The organism is Methanosarcina sp. Kolksee (assembly GCF_000969945.1).
Classification (GTDB): Archaea; Halobacteriota; Methanosarcinia; order Methanosarcinales; family Methanosarcinaceae; genus Methanosarcina; species Methanosarcina vacuolata.
Window position 1 is genome coordinate 3,604,577 of record NZ_CP009524.1, and the last position, 21,258, is coordinate 3,625,834.

The 21,258-nt window shown below is 40.1% G+C and carries 12 protein-coding genes and 1 pseudogene; 5 read left to right on the forward strand and 8 right to left on the reverse strand.

Annotated elements, in window-relative coordinates; translation table 11 throughout:
* Positions 1 to 248: 248 nt before the first annotated feature.
* A complete protein-coding gene (locus MSKOL_RS14880; protein ID WP_082091154.1) occupies positions 249 to 3,407 on the reverse strand; it encodes a type I restriction endonuclease subunit R in 3,159 nt (1,052 codons plus the stop codon).
* 252 nt (positions 3,408 to 3,659) lie between these two features.
* Here MSKOL_RS14880 and MSKOL_RS14885 point away from each other — a divergent pair, with 252 nt between their 5' ends.
* The 3 genes from MSKOL_RS14885 (at position 3,660) to MSKOL_RS18900 (ending at position 5,722) form a co-directional block, all read left to right on the forward strand.
* Positions 3,660 to 4,331: a hypothetical protein gene (locus MSKOL_RS14885; RefSeq protein WP_048157401.1), complete on the forward strand. Its 672-nt coding sequence runs from the start codon at positions 3,660 to 3,662 to the stop codon at positions 4,329 to 4,331.
* A 287-nt stretch (positions 4,332 to 4,618) separates the two neighbouring features.
* On the forward strand, positions 4,619 to 5,317 hold the full coding sequence (locus tag MSKOL_RS14890) for a hypothetical protein (RefSeq protein ID WP_048157403.1): 699 nt from the start codon (positions 4,619 to 4,621) through the stop codon (positions 5,315 to 5,317).
* A 225-nt stretch (positions 5,318 to 5,542) separates the two neighbouring features.
* Positions 5,543 to 5,722: a hypothetical protein gene (locus tag MSKOL_RS18900; RefSeq protein ID WP_052725532.1), complete on the forward strand. Its 180-nt coding sequence runs from the start codon at positions 5,543 to 5,545 to the stop codon at positions 5,720 to 5,722.
* 467 nt (positions 5,723 to 6,189) lie between these two features.
* Here the strand turns inward: MSKOL_RS18900 and MSKOL_RS14900 are convergent, their stop codons facing one another.
* The 5 genes and pseudogenes from MSKOL_RS14900 to MSKOL_RS14915 all read right to left on the reverse strand — a co-directional run bounded on the left by MSKOL_RS14900 (position 6,190) and on the right by MSKOL_RS14915 (position 11,725).
* Positions 6,190 to 6,864 carry a hypothetical protein gene (locus MSKOL_RS14900; RefSeq protein WP_048157404.1) on the reverse strand — a complete coding sequence of 225 codons (675 nt, stop codon included), beginning with the start codon at positions 6,862 to 6,864 and terminating at the stop codon, positions 6,190 to 6,192.
* A gap of 42 nt (positions 6,865 to 6,906) precedes the next feature.
* A pseudogene (locus MSKOL_RS21665) lies at positions 6,907 to 7,188 on the reverse strand (DUF6884 domain-containing protein); the annotation flags it as partial.
* Between the two features lie 88 nt (positions 7,189 to 7,276).
* Positions 7,277 to 8,599 (reverse strand): restriction endonuclease subunit S, encoded by a 1,323-nt coding sequence (locus tag MSKOL_RS18905; protein WP_052725534.1) that lies wholly within the window; start codon positions 8,597 to 8,599, stop codon positions 7,277 to 7,279.
* A gap of 212 nt (positions 8,600 to 8,811) precedes the next feature.
* Positions 8,812 to 10,182 (reverse strand): ATP-binding protein, encoded by a 1,371-nt coding sequence (locus tag MSKOL_RS14910; protein WP_048157405.1) that lies wholly within the window; start codon positions 10,180 to 10,182, stop codon positions 8,812 to 8,814.
* Entirely contained in the window at positions 10,172 to 11,725 is a 1,554-nt protein-coding gene (locus tag MSKOL_RS14915; RefSeq protein ID WP_048157406.1) for a class I SAM-dependent DNA methyltransferase, read from the reverse strand. The genes MSKOL_RS14910 and MSKOL_RS14915 overlap by 11 nt, the downstream gene beginning before the upstream one ends.
* 471 nt (positions 11,726 to 12,196) lie before the next feature.
* On the opposite strand from MSKOL_RS14915, the gene MSKOL_RS14920 reads away from it, so the two are divergent.
* The gene (locus MSKOL_RS14920) at positions 12,197 to 12,778 is read left to right on the forward strand and encodes a nucleoside deaminase (RefSeq protein ID WP_048157407.1); all 582 of its coding nucleotides are present in this window, start codon (positions 12,197 to 12,199) and stop codon (positions 12,776 to 12,778) included.
* An 891-nt stretch (positions 12,779 to 13,669) separates the two neighbouring features.
* Entirely contained in the window at positions 13,670 to 14,668 is a 999-nt protein-coding gene (locus MSKOL_RS14925) for a beta-propeller fold lactonase family protein (protein ID WP_048158402.1), read from the forward strand.
* 383 nt (positions 14,669 to 15,051) lie between these two features.
* Here the strand turns inward: MSKOL_RS14925 and MSKOL_RS14930 are convergent, their stop codons facing one another.
* Both MSKOL_RS14930 and MSKOL_RS14935 read right to left on the reverse strand, forming a co-directional pair.
* Positions 15,052 to 19,554, reverse strand: coding sequence for a PAS domain S-box protein (locus tag MSKOL_RS14930; RefSeq protein WP_048157408.1), 4,503 nt, complete (start codon positions 19,552 to 19,554; stop codon positions 15,052 to 15,054).
* 1,011 nt (positions 19,555 to 20,565) lie between these two features.
* Positions 20,566 to 21,084, reverse strand: coding sequence for a hypothetical protein (locus MSKOL_RS14935; protein WP_231592265.1), 519 nt, complete (start codon positions 21,082 to 21,084; stop codon positions 20,566 to 20,568).
* Between the last annotated feature and the right edge of the window lie 174 nt (positions 21,085 to 21,258).

Here is a 21,258-nt window from a genome sequence, read left to right on the forward strand (position 1 = left end):
AACTGGAACAAAAGCAGGTCTTCTCAAAAAGATCAAACTTCTTGAGTAGATTTCGGCAGGATAATATAGAATAAATTTAAAAATTTAAGGCAAGTTGGAAAATTAGTGAGTCAGAAAACTGCCTTGCAGAGATTTGCAAATGCCAATTGGCCCCTAAGGATTTACCTCTTCACTTAAAAGTGTTGATATTATTTATTTTCAACTTTTACTTCACATTCAGATACCAAGAAAAAACAGATTACTCCTTTTCACGCTACAACTGGATGTAACTGCTCCACACCTATACACAGGAGTTCAGCCTGCTTGAGGATATTCTCAGTAGCAAGTTTTTGTTTATCTGGAGGATATCCATACTTTTTCAGCAATCGTTTTACGTTTACTCTTATTTTTGCCTGGATATTTTTTCGAAGAGTCCAGTCAACGCCTGCATTTTGCCGAATAATCTTGACAAGTTCGGCTGCCATGAGTCTTAATGTTTCATTGCCCAGGATTTCCACGGCGCTTTCATTGTCAGCAAGAGCATCATAAAAAGCAATTTCTTCATCACTCAGGCCCAGCCCTTCGCCTCTCTTGTCAGCCTCACTGATCTTCTTTGCCAGGTCAAGAAGCTCTTCTATAACCTGCACGGTATCAATGCCCCGGTTCTTATATTCATTTATTGCCCTCTCAAGCATTTCGGCAAAAGATTTACCCTGAATCAAATTCCTCTTAGACCTGGTCTTGATCTCGTCATAAAGCAACTTTTTCAGGACTTCATATGCAAGATTCTTTTGTGGCAGGTCCCGGACTTCAGCAAGGAAGTCCTCGGAAAGGATTGAGATATCCGGTTTATTTATTCCAACCACGTCAAAGATATCAATGATCTCCTCTGTTGCAATCGATTTTGAGACAAGCTCTTTTATTGCTGAGTTCATCTCATACTTTGATTTTGCAGGTCTCCGTTCTAGTTTTACAAGAATTGACCTTACAGCCTGAAAATATGCAAGATCGTCCCGAATCCGATCAGCCTCTGGATGCGGCACTGAAAGAGCAAAGGCTTTTGAAAGCTCGGTTACATGTTGAATGAGGCGTTTCTTTTCCTGGGTTCTTTCGTCTTCGGTACGGCCCTGCGAGAGAATGAAATCCGCTCCCTCTCTGACAATTGTGAGTTTTTCTTTTGGAGAAGCGGAAAAGATTCGCATATAGTCAAAGCCATAAAAAAGATCCTGCACGATCTCGTACTTTTCTAGCATTAATGCAACAGCCTCGTCTTTATAGTCTGCAGGGCTGCCTCGGCCTCCGCTTCGAGTGTAATTTGCCATAGCATACTTAAGGTCGTAGAGAAGGCCCACATAATCAACAATAAGTCCTCCGGGCTTATCTTTGAAAACACGGTTTACGCGAGCTATTGCCTGCATGAGATTGTGCCCCTGGAGCCATTTCAGGAAATACATGGTATGCAGGCAGGGAGCGTCAAAGCCGGTAAGCCACATATCGCAGACGATAACAAGTTTTAGGGGATCATTTGGGTCCTGCATCCTGTCTCGAATCTTCATCCTGCGGCTTTTGTTCCTGATATGTGGCTGCATGGTTTCGTCGTCAGCTGCGCTGCCGGTCATGATCACTTTTATCTGGCCTTTCAGGTCGTCTTCGTCATGCCATTCCGGGTGAAGGGCTATGATTTCGTTATAAAGATCAACACAGATCTGCCTGGTCATACAGACGATCATGCCTTTCCCGTCCATAGCTTCAAGCCTTTTCTCAAAATGAAAGACAATATCGGCTGCAAGTTTTCTTAAGTTATCCTTACTTCCTACCACGACTTCAAGCCGAGACCAGCGAGATTTGAGTTTTTCTGCCTCGTATGAGTCCCAATCTCCAGTTATCTTCGAAAAATCAGAATCCAGTGTTTCCCTTGCCTCTTTGGCCAGATCAATCTTTGATAGGCGGCTCTCATATGAAACAGGAACCGTAACTTTATCTTTTACAGCTTGCTCAATGTCGTAAATATCAATATAATCCCCAAAAACTGCAGGCGTGCTCCTATCATCGAGTTCAATAGGTGTGCCGGTAAATCCAATAAAAGACGCATTCGGTAGAGCATCTCGCATATATTTTGCAAAGCCATAGGATATCTCTGCAACCTTTTCGCCTTCAACCTCTCTTTCCCGGAACTTTGCATCAAAGCCGTACTGGCTGCGGTGGGCTTCGTCAGCTATTACAACAATATTTCTCCTTTCGGAAAGGACCGGAAACTGGTCTTCTTCGCCTTCGGGCGAAAATTTCTGGATCGTCGTGAAGACAATTCCTCCCGAGGCTACAGAGAGAAGTTCTCTAAGGTGAGCTCTGGATTCAGCCTGGACAGGTTGCTGGCGCAGGATTTCACTGCATCGGGCAAAGCTATCAAAAAGTTGTCCGTCAAGGTCGTTTCTGTCCGTAAGCACTACAATGGTTGGGTTATCTAGTTCAAGTGCAAGCTTCCCCGCATAAAAGACCATCTCAAGACTTTTTCCTGAGCCCTGAGTATGCCAGACAACCCCGCATTTTCTGTCTCCGTCTGGCATGCAGGCAAGTTTAGTTTTTTCTACAGCTTTGTTAACTGCATGGTACTGGTGATAACGGGCAAGCTTTTTGATAACCTTTCCGTGGTCATCTTCAAAAACGATAAAATGCCTGATGAGGTCAAGAAGTATGTCTGGCCTGCACATCCCCCTGAGCAGTACCTCCATAGGTGGAACTTTAAAATCTGCGACTTTTTCCCCGTCAATTGTCTTCCAGGGTATAAACCATTCCCTGTTTGAAGTAAGAGTTCCTGCCATTGCATCCTGGCCGTCACTGATCAGCAGAAAAGCATTATACCGAAAAAGCCCGGGAATATCTTTTTTATAAGTCTGAAACTGCTGATAGGCGTCCCAGATGATCTCATCGTCTCCAAAACTGGAATCTTCGTCAGGCCGCTTTAACTCAATAACTACAAGCGGCAGCCCGTTAACGAAAAGTATAATGTCTGGCCGTCTGTTGTTACCATCTTCTATAATGGTAAACTGGTTAACCGCAAGAAACTCATTTTCTGCAGGTTTCGCAAAGTCAATAAGCCAGACCTTATCATAAACGGTTTCGCCGTCCTGACCCTGATATTCCACATCAACCCCGTTTACAAGCATATTGTGAAAAGAACGGTTGTTGTGCACAAGGTCCTGGCTTTCTTCCCTAAGCACCTTTTTTATTGCATCTTCCCTTGCTCCTGCCGGAACTCCGGGGTTCAGCTTGTCAACTGCAGCCCGAAGCCGGCACGGTAGAATTACTGTCCCGAAATCATCCCTTTCTGCGCAGTCTGTTTCCGGTGCAATGTCCGGGCCGTAAAGGTAGTCATAGCTGAGTTCGGAAAGGATTTCAAGAGCTGCTTCTTCAACTTCGGATTCGGGGATGATGGTTGGGATGGGGATTTCTCCTTTCTTTTTTGTCCGGTTATTCTCGTTTGGTTTTTAGGAATCAGGATTTCGTTTAAAAGATAGGCTTTCCTACCAAAACATGAAAATAAAAATCAGAAGTTAGTATCTCAGTAAATTTATTTAAGAGTAGCTATTTTGTTATACCCTTTTTTGAGAAAATGAAAGCCAGTAAAATCCGAATAAACCATAATTCAAATGAAAAACAATATTCTCAACAGGGTAATTTTCATGAAGACTATAAATGCGGTATTCAAAGAATTTCTTGACGAGCAGCAACAGTGCCTGGATCAGGATACGTATATCGATTATGCAGATGTGATTGATCTCTTTGTAAAGTTTCTTAACCGATCCGCTCACCTTTACCTTAGCCAAAGGGATGCAGACCGTTTCAAGGCCCTGCGCAATGAAGAAAACAAGAAGTACTGTGAGGTCTTCAGTCCAGGATACATCGAAAATTCCGAAGTTGAAGGATTCCTCAGTTATTATATGATCTGGAATGTGTATTTAGATGTGGATTTTTTGAAGACATCCGTACAAGTCATACATGACCTGGTTAAATGGATGCACAGAAATGGCTACATGAATGATGAGGTTTATGAAGAAACCGAAAAAGAGATCCAGGAACTCAAGGTTGATGTTCCTGCAGCCAAAGAACTTGCTTTTCTCCTCTTCGAGTATATCGAATCTCAACCATTATATAGACATCCCAAAAGTCTTTCAGGCTATTTTGAGATAGAAGAAATCAAACCTGGCAGACTCTGGTTATATGAATATTATACATTAGGTCAGACTATAGGTCCCTTAATTGTTTCTGAGGAAATCAGCTCAAAAGCTAAAGTCGGCTGGACTGTTTATCTTACTGTAGGAAAAAGCGGCAATATCTGGAATCCCATAAGCTGAGGGGTTGTTTATCCCCGTTTTTCAGGGGAACTTTGAAGTTTTTGAGAACTGAAGATTTCCCAGGCTGTTAGTATTTCAAAATATTAATCCGGAGAGTACCAATCATGATTAGTATTTTCCGGCAGCGGCGCAATCCAGTGTTTCTAAGAACTCATTGAATGAAACGAAGACGACATAAAGAACTGACTTGTCTCCAGTGACTATTCGCCAGTTTTTTGAATGAAACTACTCAGTAAAACCTGAATAATAATTCCGATGAAGAACAATATTCTCCCAGGGTAATTTTCATGAAGACTATAGATGCGGTATTCAAAGAATTTCTTGACGAGCAGCGACAGTGCCTGAAGCAAAGGACATATGGAGACTATGAAGATGTCGTGAACCTTTTTATGCAATATCTTAACAGCTACGCTTATTTGCGGCTGGGCATAGAGAATTCAGAACGCTTTGATGACCTGTATAAGGAAGGGGTCAAGGAATACTGTGATATTTTTGGTCCCGAATATATAGGGGATTCTGAAGTAGAAGAATTCCTCAGTTATTACATGATCCGGAAAGTATGTGCAGGCAAGGATTTTATGAAAACTTCTGTACGAGTCATGCACAAGCTTGTCAAATGGCTGCACGAAAAAAGTTACATGTCCGAGGAAGAATACGAGGAGACCGAGGAAAATATAGAGGAACTCAAATCTGATGTCCCCGAAGCCAAAGAATTATCTCTTCTCCTCATTGAGTACATCGAATCTCATCCTGTTAAAAAATATACAGAAGAACTTTCAGGCTATTTCCAGATTGATGAAATCAAACCCGGCAAACTCTGGCTTTCTGAAGACCTTATATCAGGACAGGCTGTGGGTCCTGTTATTGTTTCTGAGGAGATAAGCTCAAAATCTAAAGTCGGCTGGACTGTTTATCTCACTGTAGGGAAAACTGGTAAAACCTGGAAACCTCTTGCAGTAGGAGCGGCGTATCCCCGGTTCCCGTGAGCTCTTTGAAGCTTTTGAAATCAACTGGCGATTTAAGAGTTACACAACTACATGGATTTAGGAAGACCATGACAACGATAGAAAAAGCGTTAGAAGAGTTCCTGAACGAACAGGAACGGTAATGTAAATCTTAACAGAGAGGATCACAAATACTACGATGATCTTTATTATAAAGAAAAAGGATACTGCGAAATTTTCGGGACGGAACACATCCGTGCCACTGAAATGAGAGATTTCTTCGGAGATTTCATCACAAGGAAAGGGCCAGAAACCAAAACTTTCATGGTAACCGCCGGAAAAGTTATGCAAAAACTGATAAAATGGATGCACGAAAAAGGATATATGGTGGACGAAGAATATATCGAAAGTGAGTGTGTTATTAAAGAATTCAGGGATGAACTTTGATATATAAATTTCTACTTTAATATATTTTTTCTGCTGGCGGCGCAGTCCACCATTTCGAAAAAATTGTTAAATCAACGGAGCCAGCAAAAAGAATAGATTTAAATTAAAATCCGGCAGACGACTTTGAAGAAAAGTTTTTTTGGAATAACGAAAAACCATATTAGCCGTCTTTAACGTGTCTTGTCCCGCCCGAGTTTCGCTTCGGGAGCACGAGGTCCTTTTCGCTGCGCTCAAGAGGACTGAATTATAAATATCTTTAACCCATACAACCTTATTCGCTATCAAGCGTCGTTTTGTCACGCTCGACGAAGGAGAGCGGCCATTCCGATAATATCACAAAAAGAAGAGTCACTAAAATAATAATTACAGAAATGACACAAAACTCACATGAAATTCTTCGAATAACAGGCACAAACAAATGAAAATAATGAAAGCACCTTCATGCAAAAAAATGCGGTTAAAATCTGTTACTCAAGAAATCCGTTGATTCCAGCCGCATGTGACACTAAATTTTTGATTAGCTGCATATCCTCATCAGATAAAGGCTCTTTATATAATTCATTTACCACCCAGAACCCACTCTCGCTTATTTTTTCTTTTGGGGAAAACAAACCCAGCCATTTAGAAGAAGGACCGCATTCATCACACAGGGAAATTGTGGAGATAATTTTTGATTCGAGCTCAAGCCTTTTTTCCTGGGTTTCAACTTCAATTGCAACAAAACTGAAATTTGCCTGAATATATTGGCTTACTCTCTTTTCTATTTCATTCTGTTTCTCTTTCTGTTTCTCTAAGTCAATCAAAGCAGAATATTTTTCTTTTGCCTTCCTGCTGGTCAAATCGATTTCCCATTGCTCAAGAAACGGGTCTTTATCCCTGTTAAGTAAAGCTCGCCCTATATTCTTCCTGAAAACGCTCATATCTTTATTTTCTTTAATGAAATGTTGCTTAAGTCGTGATCTTAATCGGTTTTTGCCTTTATGAGTCCCTATGCGAACGATTCTATCCATACCGTGAGCAGTTTCTCCTTTTTCAAACAAAATATAGATTCCATTGCGAGGGATTTTCTTTTCATCAAATGGGAAATTTGTTCTTTCCAGATTATTGAACCATTGATGCAGTTGTTTGCATTTTTCACTCATTTGAACACCTCATTTTAAGATATTGAAGCTGTTCTCCAATTTTCAGTTCCTTAAGGGAAATTTAATAGTTAAAATATGAGGCTGCAAACACTTATTATATTTTCTGTATGTGAAGAAAATGAATTCATCTTCTTTCGGGTCTGCTTCCTTTTTTATTTGATTTATTACGCAAGCTGCCCATTTTCTAATTTCTTTAGATGGCATATCGTTCAGGGTTTTATCATAAGGCTCAATTTCCCTTTCTAGATCTACAAGACCGTATTTTGCAGAAAGAACAAAGATTTTGTCAGGATTCAGTGATTTTGCATATTTAAGGTTGTATTTGAAAAGAGTACTGACTTACAGCTCTTTTGCCTTTGCTTTATAAGGCAGTTTCTTACTCACGCAAGATATCAAAACAATCTTTGCCATTTCAGCACTCAACTCTGATTTTTCCTGACATGAGTTTGGGGAGAAGGGAATCACGAATTTTTCCTAAATTTATATATTCTTTTGAGTTGCTTTCTATTTTTTCAAATAAGGGTGTTATAATAGAATCAAATTTCTTGACAATTTCTCCTGCTGGGACGCAGATTAACAGCTGATCAAAACAGTCATTCGGCACTCTTTGCCTTCCAGATGTACCTGTCATTGAGTTTATTGCAGTTTCCCGGACATACTCACTTCTTGAAAGGCAATAAATGTAAGTTCCCGATACTATAGCCTTCGGCCCAAAGACTATAAATTCAGTTGACCCAAATGCAGTTTCTCCTTCATTCAGAAAACTCACAAAGGCAGTTTTCCCGTTTTCTAAACTTGGGGTGATTCTAGCAAAAAGAGTGTCTCCGTTTTTGAATTTTGGACCTGATTTGTATTCTTCCTCTTGCCACGAATCAATCCATGATTGCCAAGTGTTTAAATCTGCCATGCTCACTTTTGTTGCAAGTTTTCCTTTGGAAAGTCTTCTTGTAGGATTGACATCAATAACTTCAGAAAATGACTTTACCTTCCACCCCTCCGGAATTCCCCCCAATTCCGAATCTACCATCCTGCCGCCGCTTGATTTGTAAGGATTTCCATTTTCATCCGGGAACTCAAAATCGATGAACCAGTGTTTAAAAAGGGTTTGGGCGATTTGTTCAAGGGTTTTACTCATCTGATAATTCAGTTCAATTTTTTGATCTAATGAGTCAAGAATATAAACTATAGAATCTTGAATTTTTAAAGATGGAACTACAATTGGTAACTTTTTTAAGACTGAAAGATTAATTAATGGAATTGTTGAACCCGTATTGTAGTTTACAATTCGTTTGGTCATTTCTGGACTTGAAAACCAATAAAAAGCATATAAGGGGCAGACTTTTTTTTCATTAACTCTAAGTCTTAACTGTTTGTTTGATATAATGTATTTTTCAAATTTGGAGTTATTTTCTATAATTCCTACCTGCCCTAAAGTGCCAGCTGCTGTAAAGACAATATCATTTCTCAAAGCCCAAGTGTTTAGTTCGTCCGCTTTTTCAGGAGTTACGAAAACAAATCCCTCTTCAACGAATCTTTTCATATCAGTTGTAAGGTTGTTGCCTCTGATTACTGGTATTCCGGACTCAACAAAGTATTTTTTACTTATGTTTGATCCGAACGGACCTGATATTACTGATTTTTTTTCTTTAGATTTAATATCATCAACTGTTAATAATTCCCAATCTTCAGGAATCATCCCAATCTCGGTTTCTTTAAATTTCGTTTCAGAGGTCAATTGCTCTCCTCCATAATATCATTTTTATTACTTTTATGGACTTCTGACACATATTTTATTAATCAGGGTGGATTTTTGCATCTCTTTTTTAGCAGACTGGAATTTAGTTCTTCTGTTTCTTCTTTTATGATATTATCGGAAAGGCCGCTCTCCTTCGTCGAGCGTGACAATAACGACCCGATAAGATGAATACGGTTGTACGGGTCAGAACTTCATTTCTCAAGAATTTTCCAGTGGCCGCCTTTAGCAGGGCCTACCCTTTTGAGAAGTTTTTCATCCTTCAAGTTTTTAATTTGCCATTCAACACCTTTGTCAGTAATATCCAATTTTTCGGCCAGTTCTTTTGTAGTTATAGAAGGATTTTCTTTAATCAGGAAAATGATTTTCTCCCTAGTTTTCTCCCTAGTTTTCTCCCTAGTTTTCTCCTTAGTTGTTTCCCCAGTTACTTCCTTTTCCCCGGCTTTTTCTTCTGCTTCCACCTGTTTTCTCTTAAATGTGACAATAAACTGAGTCCCGACTTCTTTAAAATCTGTTTCGGGCTCTTTTGAAAGTATAAGGCTGATGCCTCTGCCCCATTTCTCGATTAAATGGATTTCATGCAGGATTTCGGCGAGCAGCTCATTTCTTCGCTCGGAAACCATTTCGGATTTGATCTGTTCGATAGTAAGGCCGCCGTAAAGCCTGCCTTTGTTTCGGATTTCAATCCGGTTCTTAAAAACAGCTACGTTTACAGAATCATACTCATAGTAGTCTCTGTGACAAAAAGAATTTACAACGGCTTCCCTAATGGCTTCTTCATTTATTTCCGGGACATCAACCCTTTTGAGGCCTTCAAGCCTCATGCCGATATGGATATTTTTAAGGATATATTTCTGGGCTTCCTCAATCAGATAGAATAAATCGCCTGTAAACTCCTGCATATCTATAATATAGGAAGTGTCATCTGTAGCAAAAACCGCGCACCTTAGCTTTGCATTTGGGAAAAAGGTTTCAGGATCTTTGCCAAAAAGAATCACTGCGGCATTGGTTAATTTTCTGTCCTGAAAGAGTTTCAATTTACTCAGGGAATTCTCAAAACCTGTATACTCTTTTCCTGCTGCTTCTATGAAAGCCTGCACTTTTTCTTCACTGAGGTCTGTCAGAGTTGCATCCTTGCAGATTGCAGTATCCCATCTAAGCTGGGATTTGTTTTTCCTGAGAATAATATTCTCAAGTTCTTTTCTGCTCAGGAGCTTGTCTTCGTCAGAAGTACGGATGTAAGCCCTACCGTAGGCAAAATAGGGGATATCATTTCCCTGAAATTCAACTTCTATGCAGGTCCTTCCTTCTAGAGTAACCTGCCTGATGTTTGGGTAAATCCTTGGCTCTATATATGAAGAAACAGCCTGGGAAATACTTCTTAAAGTGTCATCCCCAATATCCTGGCCAATCACGGTGCCGTCATCTTTTATCCCGAAATACAGTTTTCCTTCATGGTGCTTGTTGAGGATCGAAACTATAGAAATAAGCCCTGGCTTCAACTGGGCAGTAGACTTCTTTAGTTCCAGGATCTCGGATTCTTTCAGCCGGAAGTCAGAGTTCATACCCAAGCCCTGCCAGATTCTCTCTAATTTTCTTCTCCAGCTCCTCTGATTTCTTGAACTGCTCCGAAAGTTCTACAGTCAATTTTCTCATTTTCTCTTCAAATTCCTCATCATCATCTTCGGTCTCTTCAAAACCTACGTAACGGCCAGGAGTAAGTATATAATCGTGTTTTTTAATTTCATCAACAGTTGCAGCCTTACAGAAGCCAGGGATATCTTCATACTCCCCGCTTTCAATCTTTTCCCCACGCCAGGCGTGGTAGGTATCGGCAATCCTCTGAATTTCTTCATCAGTAAGTTCGCGGTGGGTACGGTCTCGCAAAACTCCCATATTCCGGGCGTCAATAAAGAGAACTTCACCGCGCCGGTCGCGGAAACCGCTGTTTTGCTTATCTCGGGCAATAAACCATAGGCAGGCTGGAATTCCAGTATTGTAGAAAAGCTGACCTGGAAGAGCAATCATACAATCTACAAGATCTTTTTCAATTATATTTTTCCTGATCTCTCCTTCACCGGAGGTGTTTGAAGACATGGAGCCGTTTGCAAGCACAAAACCTGCAATTCCAGTTGGGGAAAGGTGGTGGATGTAGTGCTGGACCCAGGCGAAGTTGGCATTGCCTTTTGGTGGAATTCCGAATTTCCAGCGCGCATCTTCAGTAAGAAGTTCACCTTTCCAGTCCGAATCGTTAAAAGGAGGATTTGAAAGGATAAAATCGGCTTTCAGGTCTTTGTGCAGGTCATTGTGGAAGGAATCACCCCATTTAATGCCATCGTTGTCTATTCCCCGGATAGCAAGGTTCATCTTGCAGAGTCGCCAGGTAGTCTGGTTTGATTCCTGGCCGAAAATGGAGATATTTTCAAGGCGGCCTTCGTGAGCTTCAATAAATTTCTCGCTCTGGACAAACATCCCGCCCGAACCGCAGCATGGGTCATAAATTCGGCCTCGATAAGGTTCAATCATCTCGACAAGAACTCTTACTATACTTCTTGGGGTATAGAACTGGCCACCGCGCTTGCCTTCAGCATCTGCAAACCTGCCGAGGAAATACTCATAAACTCGGCCAAGCACATCCTTACTCCGGCTTTCCTTATCCCCAAGGCCGATTGTGCCTACAAGATCAATCAATTCACCCAGGCGCTGCTTGTCAAGCCCTTCCCTTGCATAGTTCTTCGGAAGCACGCCTTTTAGAGTATTGTTGTCTCGCTCAATTGCAGTCATTGCTTCGTCTACAGTTTTTCCGATAGTAGGCTGCTTTGCACTTCTCTCCAGATGGTTCCAGCGGGCTTCAGGAGGCACCCAGAAAACATTCTCTGCAAGATACTCTTCCGGATCTTCCGGGTCGGCCCCCTCCTCAATTTCGGCTAGAAGTTTTTCGTGCATCTCCTCGAAAGCATCCGAGATGTATTTCAGGAAAATAAGGCCGAGTACCACATGTTTATACTCTGCTGCATCCATATTGTTTCGGAGTTTGTCCGCTGCCTGCCAGAGTTTTTCTTCAAAACCAAGATTTGCGCCGTTTGAGCCTGCTGTACTTTTTGCCATAAATTACCAACACTTTGATGATACCTTACGGTAACTCGTGAACTGTTATAAAATTGACGATTTTAAGTATTCTAAATGATATCAGTTAAAGAGCAAGAACTCTTACTACAGAATTTTAAGCCTTTTAGAGAGCTGCAGGAACATATCCTCTTCAAATTCAATGGAGAATTTTCCAGCTCGAAAAATATGCAACAATTTTATCATACAGTTACAAAGTTTTAATACATCGTCTGAGGTTGTTTTTCAAATGTGGTTAAATTTTTAAAATTTCAATACATACATGAAATTTACTTTTACCCATATAATTTAAAGAGGATACTGCAGGAAGCAGGAACTGCCTTCAAGCTGCCTGCATCCACAGTCACGCATAGATAATAGAATAGGTCGAGTTTTGAGACAACCAAAAAAGTTGATTTTTCAAGTTTTTGCGATTGCCAAAAATAATTTTATCGTTATTTGAAAGGGGAGTTTATGAAACACTTCATTACACAAGACATGCCTGTTACGGAAGAAGTGCTTAATGTTATCGCTCATTTGCCCACGAAAAGTCTTCCTGCGATAGTTGAAGATAAATTTTTTGTTAAACTGAGCGACCTAAATATTATGCGTATAGCAGTTTTACTTGCGCAAAAAAGCTATGACGAAGGTGGGTGCCCCATCGGCGGCGTTATCATTGATAACAATACGCGCCGGATTATTGGAAAAGGACACAATACGCTTGTGCAGGATAACGATCCTTACAACCACGGTGAAACGTCAGCCATACGCGATGCAGGACGACAGGACTTCAGTAATACTACGATTTTCACAACTCTTAGCCCATGTGACATTTGTGCCACGTTAATATATATGCGCCAATTCAGCCGCGTGATCGTCGGCGATGTTACTAACGCCTCGGGTAATGAACAGATGCTTCGCGAGAAGGGTGTCAAAGTCGATATCCTTGAAGACCCTGTGGGAATAGAATTGTATGCAAAATATCGTGCCGAAAAGCCGGAACTCGACATGGAAGATTGGAAAGGCCTGGCTGCCGTTCGTAAGGCTGCAAGATAGAATTAAAAAAATAGGCAGTCCAAATAATCCTGATCAATACCGCCTTTTTCGTTTCTTGAGCCATCTCTGAATGGCTCGATATTTGTCCTTGGAAACAGCAGTTTTGATCTGATTATATGCCTCAAAGGTTTTAGCGATCACATTCATTTTAGCAATCACATTCGTTTTAGCGATTACATTCCGCAAAGATGGAAAAAAAGAAGAAAGCAAAAAAGCGGTGTAACGTGGTTCACAAGGCTTGACCTGCACCAATGAAGTATATTACGGGATCAGTTTTGAAGCTGTCCTGAATTTGCTTCATTTTACGGATACGCGTTAATGAAGTATATTGCGGGATCAGTTTTGAAGCTGTCCTGAATTTGCTTCATTTTACAGATTACGCGCAATGAAGTATATTACGGGATCAGATTTCAAGCTGTCCTGAATTTACTCCAATTTACAGATTGCTCCCTCATGAACCAATTAATATTATATAGGTAACAATATAAAAAAGTAACGATAGAATTCAATTTTATTTAATCAGTGTTTATAATTAACAGGCTTATCCACGAATTGGTTACCTGCAGTTACCGATTTGAGTATTATTTTTCAGAATTCTTATTTTTCAGAATTATTATTTTTCAGAATATATCTTAACAACCACTTGGTTGCAGATGACCCGATAGCAACCTTTTACTATTACATCTCCTGCTAACCTTGAAGAAAATAGATTTATCTCAGCGCTTTGCTGATACGAAGCACCCCCACTTTTTAATGTATGTAATCTATTATATTCTTGTATTAATATACTCTTTTTGTTCAAACGGGGGAATTTGCAAGTAGTTGTATAAAATGATAAGACAGCTGCTGTAAGCTCTTTTCTCATCGCCAATAGTATTTTGGGGGATTAAAATGAAAGAAAGAACATATGCTAAAACACACAGTGGAAATGCCTTCATAAAAGTTTTGGGAATAGCAATGCTGGCTATTTCAATGATGGGGAGTATAGCAGGCGCAGAACCCTATGCATATATTACGAACTCCGGAAGCAACAATATCTCTGTAATTGATACAACCACAAACACAGTTACAGCCAATGTGACTGTAGGAAACTATCCTGTTGGAGTTGCAGTCTCTCCAGATGGAACAAAGGTATATGTGACGAACTCATTCAGCAACAATGTTGCTGTAATTGATAATGCAACCAACACTGTTACATCAACAGTGAATGTCGGTAAATGGCCTCTAGGAGTTGCAGTCAGTCCGGATGGAACAAAGGCATATGTGGCGAACGGGGGCAACAACAGCGTTTCTGTAATTGACACTTCAAATAATACAGTTACATCAACGGTGGATGTCGGTAAATGGCCTCTAGGAGTTGCAGTCAGTCCGGATGGGACAGAGACGTATGTTACAAACGCATTCAACAACAATGTTTCTGTAATTGACACTGTAACTAACAATGTTACAGACACCGTGCCTGTAGGCTACATTCCTGTTGGAGTTGCAGCCTCCCCAGATGGAAAAATAGTGTATATTACTAACACTGGCAGCAACAGTGTTTCTGTAATTGACACTGAAACTAAAACTGTCACATCAACGGTAAGTGTTGGAGAATATCCTGTTGGAGTTGCAGTCTCTCCGGATAGAACAAAGGTATATGTGGTGAACGCTGGCAGCAACAATGTTTCTGTAATTGACGCAGCAACCAATTCCGTTGCAGCCACAGTAAATGTAGGGAATATGCCTCATGGTGTTGCAGTAACCTCTGACGGAACAAAGGCATATGTGTCAAACTCCGACTACAATGGAACCGTCTCTGTAATTGACACTGCAACAAACACAGTTACAGCTACTGTACCTGTAGGAAACTATCCTGTTGCCATCGGGCTGTTTATAGTTCCTCTTTAATCAGATAGAAGTTTACATCAAGAATGGAAAACTTTCGTCAGATGGAGGACAGACGTTTATTGATCTGGCAAACATCGTAATCAATGCTTTAAAAACAAGCTGAGTAAGCAAAGATTATTAGGAATGCGCACACAACAAGCTGAGTAAGCCGTTAAAACTCGAGGAGGTAAAGAACTCCTCTTTAACTATTTAATTGAATATAATGTAGATAATGTAGATAATGTAGATAATGTAGATAATGTAGATAATGTAGATAATGTAGACTCTGTTCAAAAATCTAGTAATTTTGAAGTTTATATTTCTCACTGGATTTTGGTACTGAGTCAGCCAGGAGCCTGAACAAGGCCTTTAGAGATCCGTTATAACAAGTACAAATGGAGGCATTAGTCAATTAATTGTTTTAACGTAGCTTGTGTCTGATTATTATTTTCTTCTTTGACCGTGAACCTTATAGCAAATTCGGTTCCATCATTCCTTTTCAGCTCAAGTTCCCCATCTAACTGATCTACAAGGGTGGTCATCAACTGAAACCCAAGACTATCAAGATCTTCAATATTAAGGTCTTCAGGAATACCAACGCCGTTATCCGAGACGGTCAGAACAAAACTGGTATACCTATTGCATTCCTTTCTGTTTTCCCCATTTTCTTCTCTATGAAGTTCGATTTGGATCTCTCCATTGTCTCTGCCCGGAAATGCATGTTTTAGAGAATTGGAAACCAGTTCATTAACAATAATTCCTAGCGGGACAGCAATATCCATATCAAAGAATGCATTTTCTTCCAGATCCATACACAGATGGATTTTCTTCTTACTAAGGCTGTAAGTCTGGAAAAGGTTTTCAGCCAGTTCTTTTATGTATGCCGAAAAGTCAAGTGTCTCAGTTTCTTCTCCTTTATAAAGCTCTTCGTGAATAAGAGCCATAGATATAACCCGGTTCTGACTTTCCCTGAAAGCCTCAATAACTTTCGGGTTATCAAACTTATCAGCCTGAAGATCAAGAAGAGAAGAGATAACCTGCAGGTTATTTTTTATTCTGTGGTGAATTTCTTTCTTACGGGCAATCTCGAGATTTGCCAGAGCTTCTTCTGCCTTTTTCTTCTCGGTAATGTCAAGAACAAAGGCTATGCCTTCATCACGTGCCTGATTGAATGTAGCTACCCCAACAATAACAGGTACATACGAGCCATCTTTGCGGATGTACTCCTTCTCCTGGGGTTCTTTTACCCCAATGTTTCTCAGTTCAGCAATAGCTCGTTCGTCCAGGAACCGGTATTCCGGTGGAGTTATCTCGTCCCATTTAATCAGTCCAACCTGCAAGTCCTCGCGCGTGTAACCGATAATCTCTAGTAACTTATCATTGGCATCAGTGATCGAACCGTCTAGATTAAAGTAAAATACACCGAGCATATCTGATTCGTAAAACTGGCGCAGGCGCGCTTCACTCTCACGCAGTGCTTCTTCCGCCTTGATACGCTCAGTAACATCTCTTACAATAGCTGAAATTGCCACGAGTTTTCCAGCGACGTCAAACACCGGAGAGAGAGCTGCTGAAATATTTATAATAGTACCGTCCTTTCTTAACCGTAATGTTTCGTAGTGCTGGATCTTTTTTCCCTGTTTAATCTTTTCAGAAAACTGCTTAATTTCTCCTTTGATATTTTTTGGTTCAAGGATTGACACGTCTTTTCCCAGAATTCTTTCAGCTGAATAACCATAAATCTGCTCTGCCGCTTTATTCCAGCTGGTAATAATACCTTCAAGAGACAGAGTTATAATAGCATCATTCGAAGATTCCACAGCGTTCGCCAGTATCTGAAGTTTCTCTTCTGCTTTCTTACGCTCAGTAATATCCTGAACTACTCCCTTTACTCGAACAGGGTTATTCTTCTCATCAAAAATAATTTCGGGTTGAGAATGGACTGTACGTTCTTCTCCATTAGCCAGGACAATCCTATAATCAATGCCAAAAGGCTTCTCATTTAAAGCTTTCTTGATAGCGTCATCAACATAATCTCGATCGTCGGGGTGTATATAGTTTAAAAGTTCTTCGTAAGTTGCGCCTGATTCATGAGGATTACGTTCAAAAATCCTATACATTTCATCAGACCAGTATGTTTCACCAGTTACAAGATCCCAATCCCAGTTTCCAATATGAGCTATCTTTTGGGCTTCAGAAAGGCGTTTTTCACTTTCTTTCAATGAATTGTAAGCTTTCTCAAGCTCTGATGTACGTTCTTTAACTCTTTCTTCTAGATTCTCATACACTCTTTTTAGAGCTTCTTCTGCTTTCTTAAGTTCAGTAATATCACGTGCAGCAGCAAAAACCCCAATAACCTTACCATTCTCGTCTCTATAAACTGAAGCATTGTACAAAACAGGAGTTATGTGTCCGTCCTTATGCCGAATCTCCAGAGGGTAGTCCCTAACCTCACCATGCATGAACACCTGCTGATATCCTTTTCTAGCTTCCTCTGGCTCAGTGAAATAATCTGAAAAATCAGTCCCGATCAGTTCGCTTCTGGAATAGCCAGTAATCTGTTCTGTAGCTTCATTTACATCTGTAATTTTGCCGTCAGGCCCAATAGTTACCAGAGGATCGAGACTCGCTTCAATCAGACTGCGATTATAAATGTTCGACAATCTAATAGCTTCTTCTGCCTTTTTACGCTCAGTAATATCTCTCGCAATAGTTGAGATAGCCATGAGTTTTCCAGTGGCGTCAAAAATAGGAGAAAGAGCTACTGAAACATTTATGATTGTGCCATTCTTTTTTACCCGTGAAGTTTCATAGTGCTGGATCTTTTTCCCCTTTTTTATCCTTTCAGAGAATAGTCGTACTTCTCCTTTAAGATTCTCTGGTTCAAGTATTGAGATACATTTTCCCAGAACTTCTTCGGCCGAATAACCATAAACCTGCTCTGCTCCTCTATTCCAGCTGGTAATAATGCCATCAAGAGACTTAGTTATAATTGCATCCTCTGACGATTCGACAACATTTGCAAGTGTCTGAATTTTCTCCTCTGCCTTTTGAATCTCAGTTATATCACGTGCAGCAGCAAAAACCCCAATAACCTTTCCAGTCTCGTCTCCATAAACGGAAGCATTGTACAAAACGGGAGTTATATGTCCATCCTTATGCCGAATCTCCAGAGGGTAGTCCCTGACCTCACCGTGCATGAACACCTGCTGATATCCTTTTCTAGCTTCCCCGGGCTCAGTGAAATAATCTGAAAAATCAGTCCCGATCAAATCATTTCTTGAATATCCAGTAACCAGTTCAGTAGCGCCACTAACATCCGTAATCTTACCATCACGTCCAATGGTTACTAAGGGGTCCAGGCTGGCTTCAATCAGACTACGATTATAAATATTTGATAATTTCAGAGCTTTTTCCGACCTTTTTCTCTGCAGAGCCTGTGTCACAGCCGGCGCGATAGCTTCAAGATCTTCCTGCTGTTCGTAGCTATAGCCGTTTTCACGGTTTGCAACCGCAATCAAACCTATCGTTTTTCCATCCTGGACAAGGGGGACGCCAAGAAACGATGTAATCGGCGGATGCCCATGCGGCAAACCAATACTGTCGGGGTGTGATAATGGATCATTGGTAAAGAAACCTTTCTCGTTGTTAATGACACTGCCATAAAGGCCATGAACAGCAAAATTGGTAGGAGGACTACGATGTCCTTTCTTATCGTACATAAGGCACTGTTCCCATGCAAGCTCGCTTTTTGCAATATCGTGCAAGAACCCGTCAGCGCCCATTTCATTGATAAAACCAAACTGGCTGCTGGTTACTTCCAGGGCTACAGATAGACATGCTTCACCCAGTTCTTCTTCTGTATTTGCCTGTACCACGTTCCTGAAGATCTGATTGATTCCTTCAAGAATACGGTTGTATCTACGAATACGATGCTCTTCTTGCTTGCGCCTTGCGATATCACGGGCGACGTAAACACTCCCAATGAGTTTTCCTTCAGAATCATATAGTGGCGAGACATTTACTAAGAAATTATCACCAAGACAACCTTCACAAATCTCTGCGATGTGCTCATCCCAATCCGTAAGCAGCTGCCTTTGTGGGCAAAAAGAAGGAGGCTTGTCTGTCCCATGGATAACACGATAGCAGGTTAACCCTATGCACTCTTCAGGTGTCATCCCCGATCTTGCCGCAATAGCTTTGTTCACACGAACAACTCTATGTTTATCGTCAATTATGGCTACCAGATCTGGCACAGCATCAAAGGTATATTCCCAATTTTTTGCAGCCTGAATAGCTTCTTTTTCTGCTCTTTTTCTTTCGGAGTTTTCTACCCTCTCCCATTTTCCGTCCCTTTTGATCAAAGCAAATTGATGGCTGGATACTACATCAATAATCTCGACCGTACTGCACATATCGAGATAATATGGGCATAGGGCTATCACATGGTGTTTGTCGAGAACAACATCTACTTTATTTTCATAATCAATAAATTCGTTCCAGCCTTCTTTTTCCAGCCAGCGATTGTCCCCTGCAACCCTCAGTCCATCATAACCCCTTGCCAGAGCCTGGTTAATTTTTTCAACCCAGCTATTTACAACTCTATCCAGATCGAAAATACCCTTCTTTAAAAATCCACTGGTGTAAGGGATGATTTCTATTTGTCCTTTCTCCAGATAAACATCAAAATCAGGACCAGCCGTTATCATGGATGTTTTTGCCTCTTCCACTTCCAGAGGCTGTGAGGTAATCCATATGCATAACTCGTTATTTTCCAGCCCGGCTTTAAAATAAGGGACAAGTATATCCATCAAATCTTCTTTTGTCTGGTAGAACTGGCAGAAGTGTGTTCCCCAGGGTACTTCGCCAACAGTATCAATCCCAGAATCTCGAATGTTTTTTCTCATGGGTATTGTCTCCGGGTTTTAAGAATACCAGGATAGTTTTTTTTCTCATGGGTATTGTCTCCGGGTTTTGATAATACCAGGATAAAATTTGGCTCTTCACCACTCCCTATAGATAAGATGATTTTCAATTCAAGGCCACATTGGTTTTTATGAGGAAACTATGAGGATAGCTACACAAAACAACGAAGAGCAAAAAATTTTTTTGCACCAGTGTATTTGATTTCATTTTTACTTTATGATTTCTATTATATCTAAGTGCACTCTCTAAAGGTCTCAAGAGAAACTCAATAGTGCACAAGTCCTCTCGAAAGCTTACTATAATATCTTTTGTGAATTTAAGAAGATCTCTATTTGCCTTACAACTTTTTCTTCCTGACTACTGGAACTTATTATTTTGGAACTAACGGATTCTTATTCAAATGCTTTTACAGCCACAAGAACAAAAATGAATTGAAAATTATCTAAATTATAATATAAAAGTAATAGATATATTAAGTTTATTGACGTTAGTTACAGACTTTAGTTACAGGAAAGATTAATTCCCGCATCTCAAATGAGACACAGCCAAAAAGCTGAGATTCCAAATGATTAACTGAGTTTTCTGATTCTGGAAAATAATCATGAAACTTTGCTGATTTAACTTTGCTGATTTAAGAAAAAATGGCTCTTCGCCATTCCCTCTGAACAAGACGATTTTCAATTCAAAACCTCATTGATTTTTATGAGGACATTATGAGGATATTCACAAAACAATGAAGACCCGAAAAAATTATTTTTGAGATAAACTCATCAAGTAAACGATGGGATAATTGAAACGATGAAGTAATTGAAAAGATGGGGAAATTGAAACGATGAAGTAATTGAAACGATGGAGTAATTGAAACAATGAAGTAATTGAAACGATGAAGTAATTGAAACGATGAGGTGATTGAAACGATGAGGTGATTGAAACGATGAGGTGATTGAAGCGATGGGATAATTGAAAGGTCAGTTAATTAATAAACTAATTAATTAACAGATAGTCTTATCCTCGCTATTGCAGGCAACTCTCAAACTCTTTTGGTTATAAAGATCTCTTTCCAGTGATTCTGTTTGTCCGATAGTATCTTCTCCCCACTTTTGTTTAACTGCATCACTCCACTGGAGTTTATCGTCCCCAATCATAGATTTTGGAATTGCAAAAATGTTTTCTCTCGTTGTTCTGGAAATCCCGGATTTTGACAACTTATACTTATTCGTTTTCTGATCGTATACCATCTGGTGATCGAGTTTAAATGCACTAACGGCCTCTGAAAACTTGCAGTTAACCTGGTTTAATTCTTCGTTTGGATCTTTTCCCTTCCTTCGCTTCATTTTTTCCATTTCAATCTCTTCTTTTCGTATATCCTCCAGGTACCATAAACTCCTATCAACTTCACTTTTAAATACAATCATATGCCATTTGAGAGACAACGAGTACGGTTTTCTTAAATATTCTTGCAATTCGGCAATCAGATCGGAATCATCTGTCGTACTTTCAATTTCTTCCATTATTCTTTTCATTTTGGCCAGATTTGCCTTCTGTCTTTCCTGACTTGTTACCATAGCTATCCACAACAGACTAACTTTTATTAGACTGTTATATACAGAAAGTATATTTTAAACCTTCGATAATAGATCATAAAAGTTAAATTTAGAAAAAATTTCGACTTGTTTGCCACAAAA

Excerpts from the sequence above, each read along its gene's own strand:
- MSKOL_RS14885 (WP_048157401.1), top strand. The coding sequence starts at position 3,660 with ATGAAGACTATAAATGCGGTATTCAAAGAATTTCTTGACGAGCAGCAA.
- MSKOL_RS14890 (WP_048157403.1), top strand. The coding sequence starts at position 4,619 with ATGAAGACTATAGATGCGGTATTCAAAGAATTTCTTGACGAGCAGCGA.
- MSKOL_RS18900 (WP_052725532.1), top strand. The coding sequence starts at position 5,543 with ATGAGAGATTTCTTCGGAGATTTCATCACAAGGAAAGGGCCAGAAACC.
- MSKOL_RS14900 (WP_048157404.1), bottom strand. The coding sequence starts at position 6,864 with ATGAGTGAAAAATGCAAACAACTGCATCAATGGTTCAATAATCTGGAA.
- MSKOL_RS14910 (WP_048157405.1), bottom strand. The coding sequence starts at position 10,182 with ATGAACTCTGACTTCCGGCTGAAAGAATCCGAGATCCTGGAACTAAAG.
- MSKOL_RS14915 (WP_048157406.1), bottom strand. The coding sequence starts at position 11,725 with ATGGCAAAAAGTACAGCAGGCTCAAACGGCGCAAATCTTGGTTTTGAA.
- MSKOL_RS14920 (WP_048157407.1), top strand. The coding sequence starts at position 12,197 with ATGAAACACTTCATTACACAAGACATGCCTGTTACGGAAGAAGTGCTT.
- MSKOL_RS14925 (WP_048158402.1), top strand. The coding sequence starts at position 13,670 with ATGAAAGAAAGAACATATGCTAAAACACACAGTGGAAATGCCTTCATA.
- MSKOL_RS14930 (WP_048157408.1), bottom strand. The coding sequence starts at position 19,554 with ATGAGAAAAAACATTCGAGATTCTGGGATTGATACTGTTGGCGAAGTA.
- MSKOL_RS14935 (WP_231592265.1), bottom strand. The coding sequence starts at position 21,084 with ATGGAAGAAATTGAAAGTACGACAGATGATTCCGATCTGATTGCCGAA.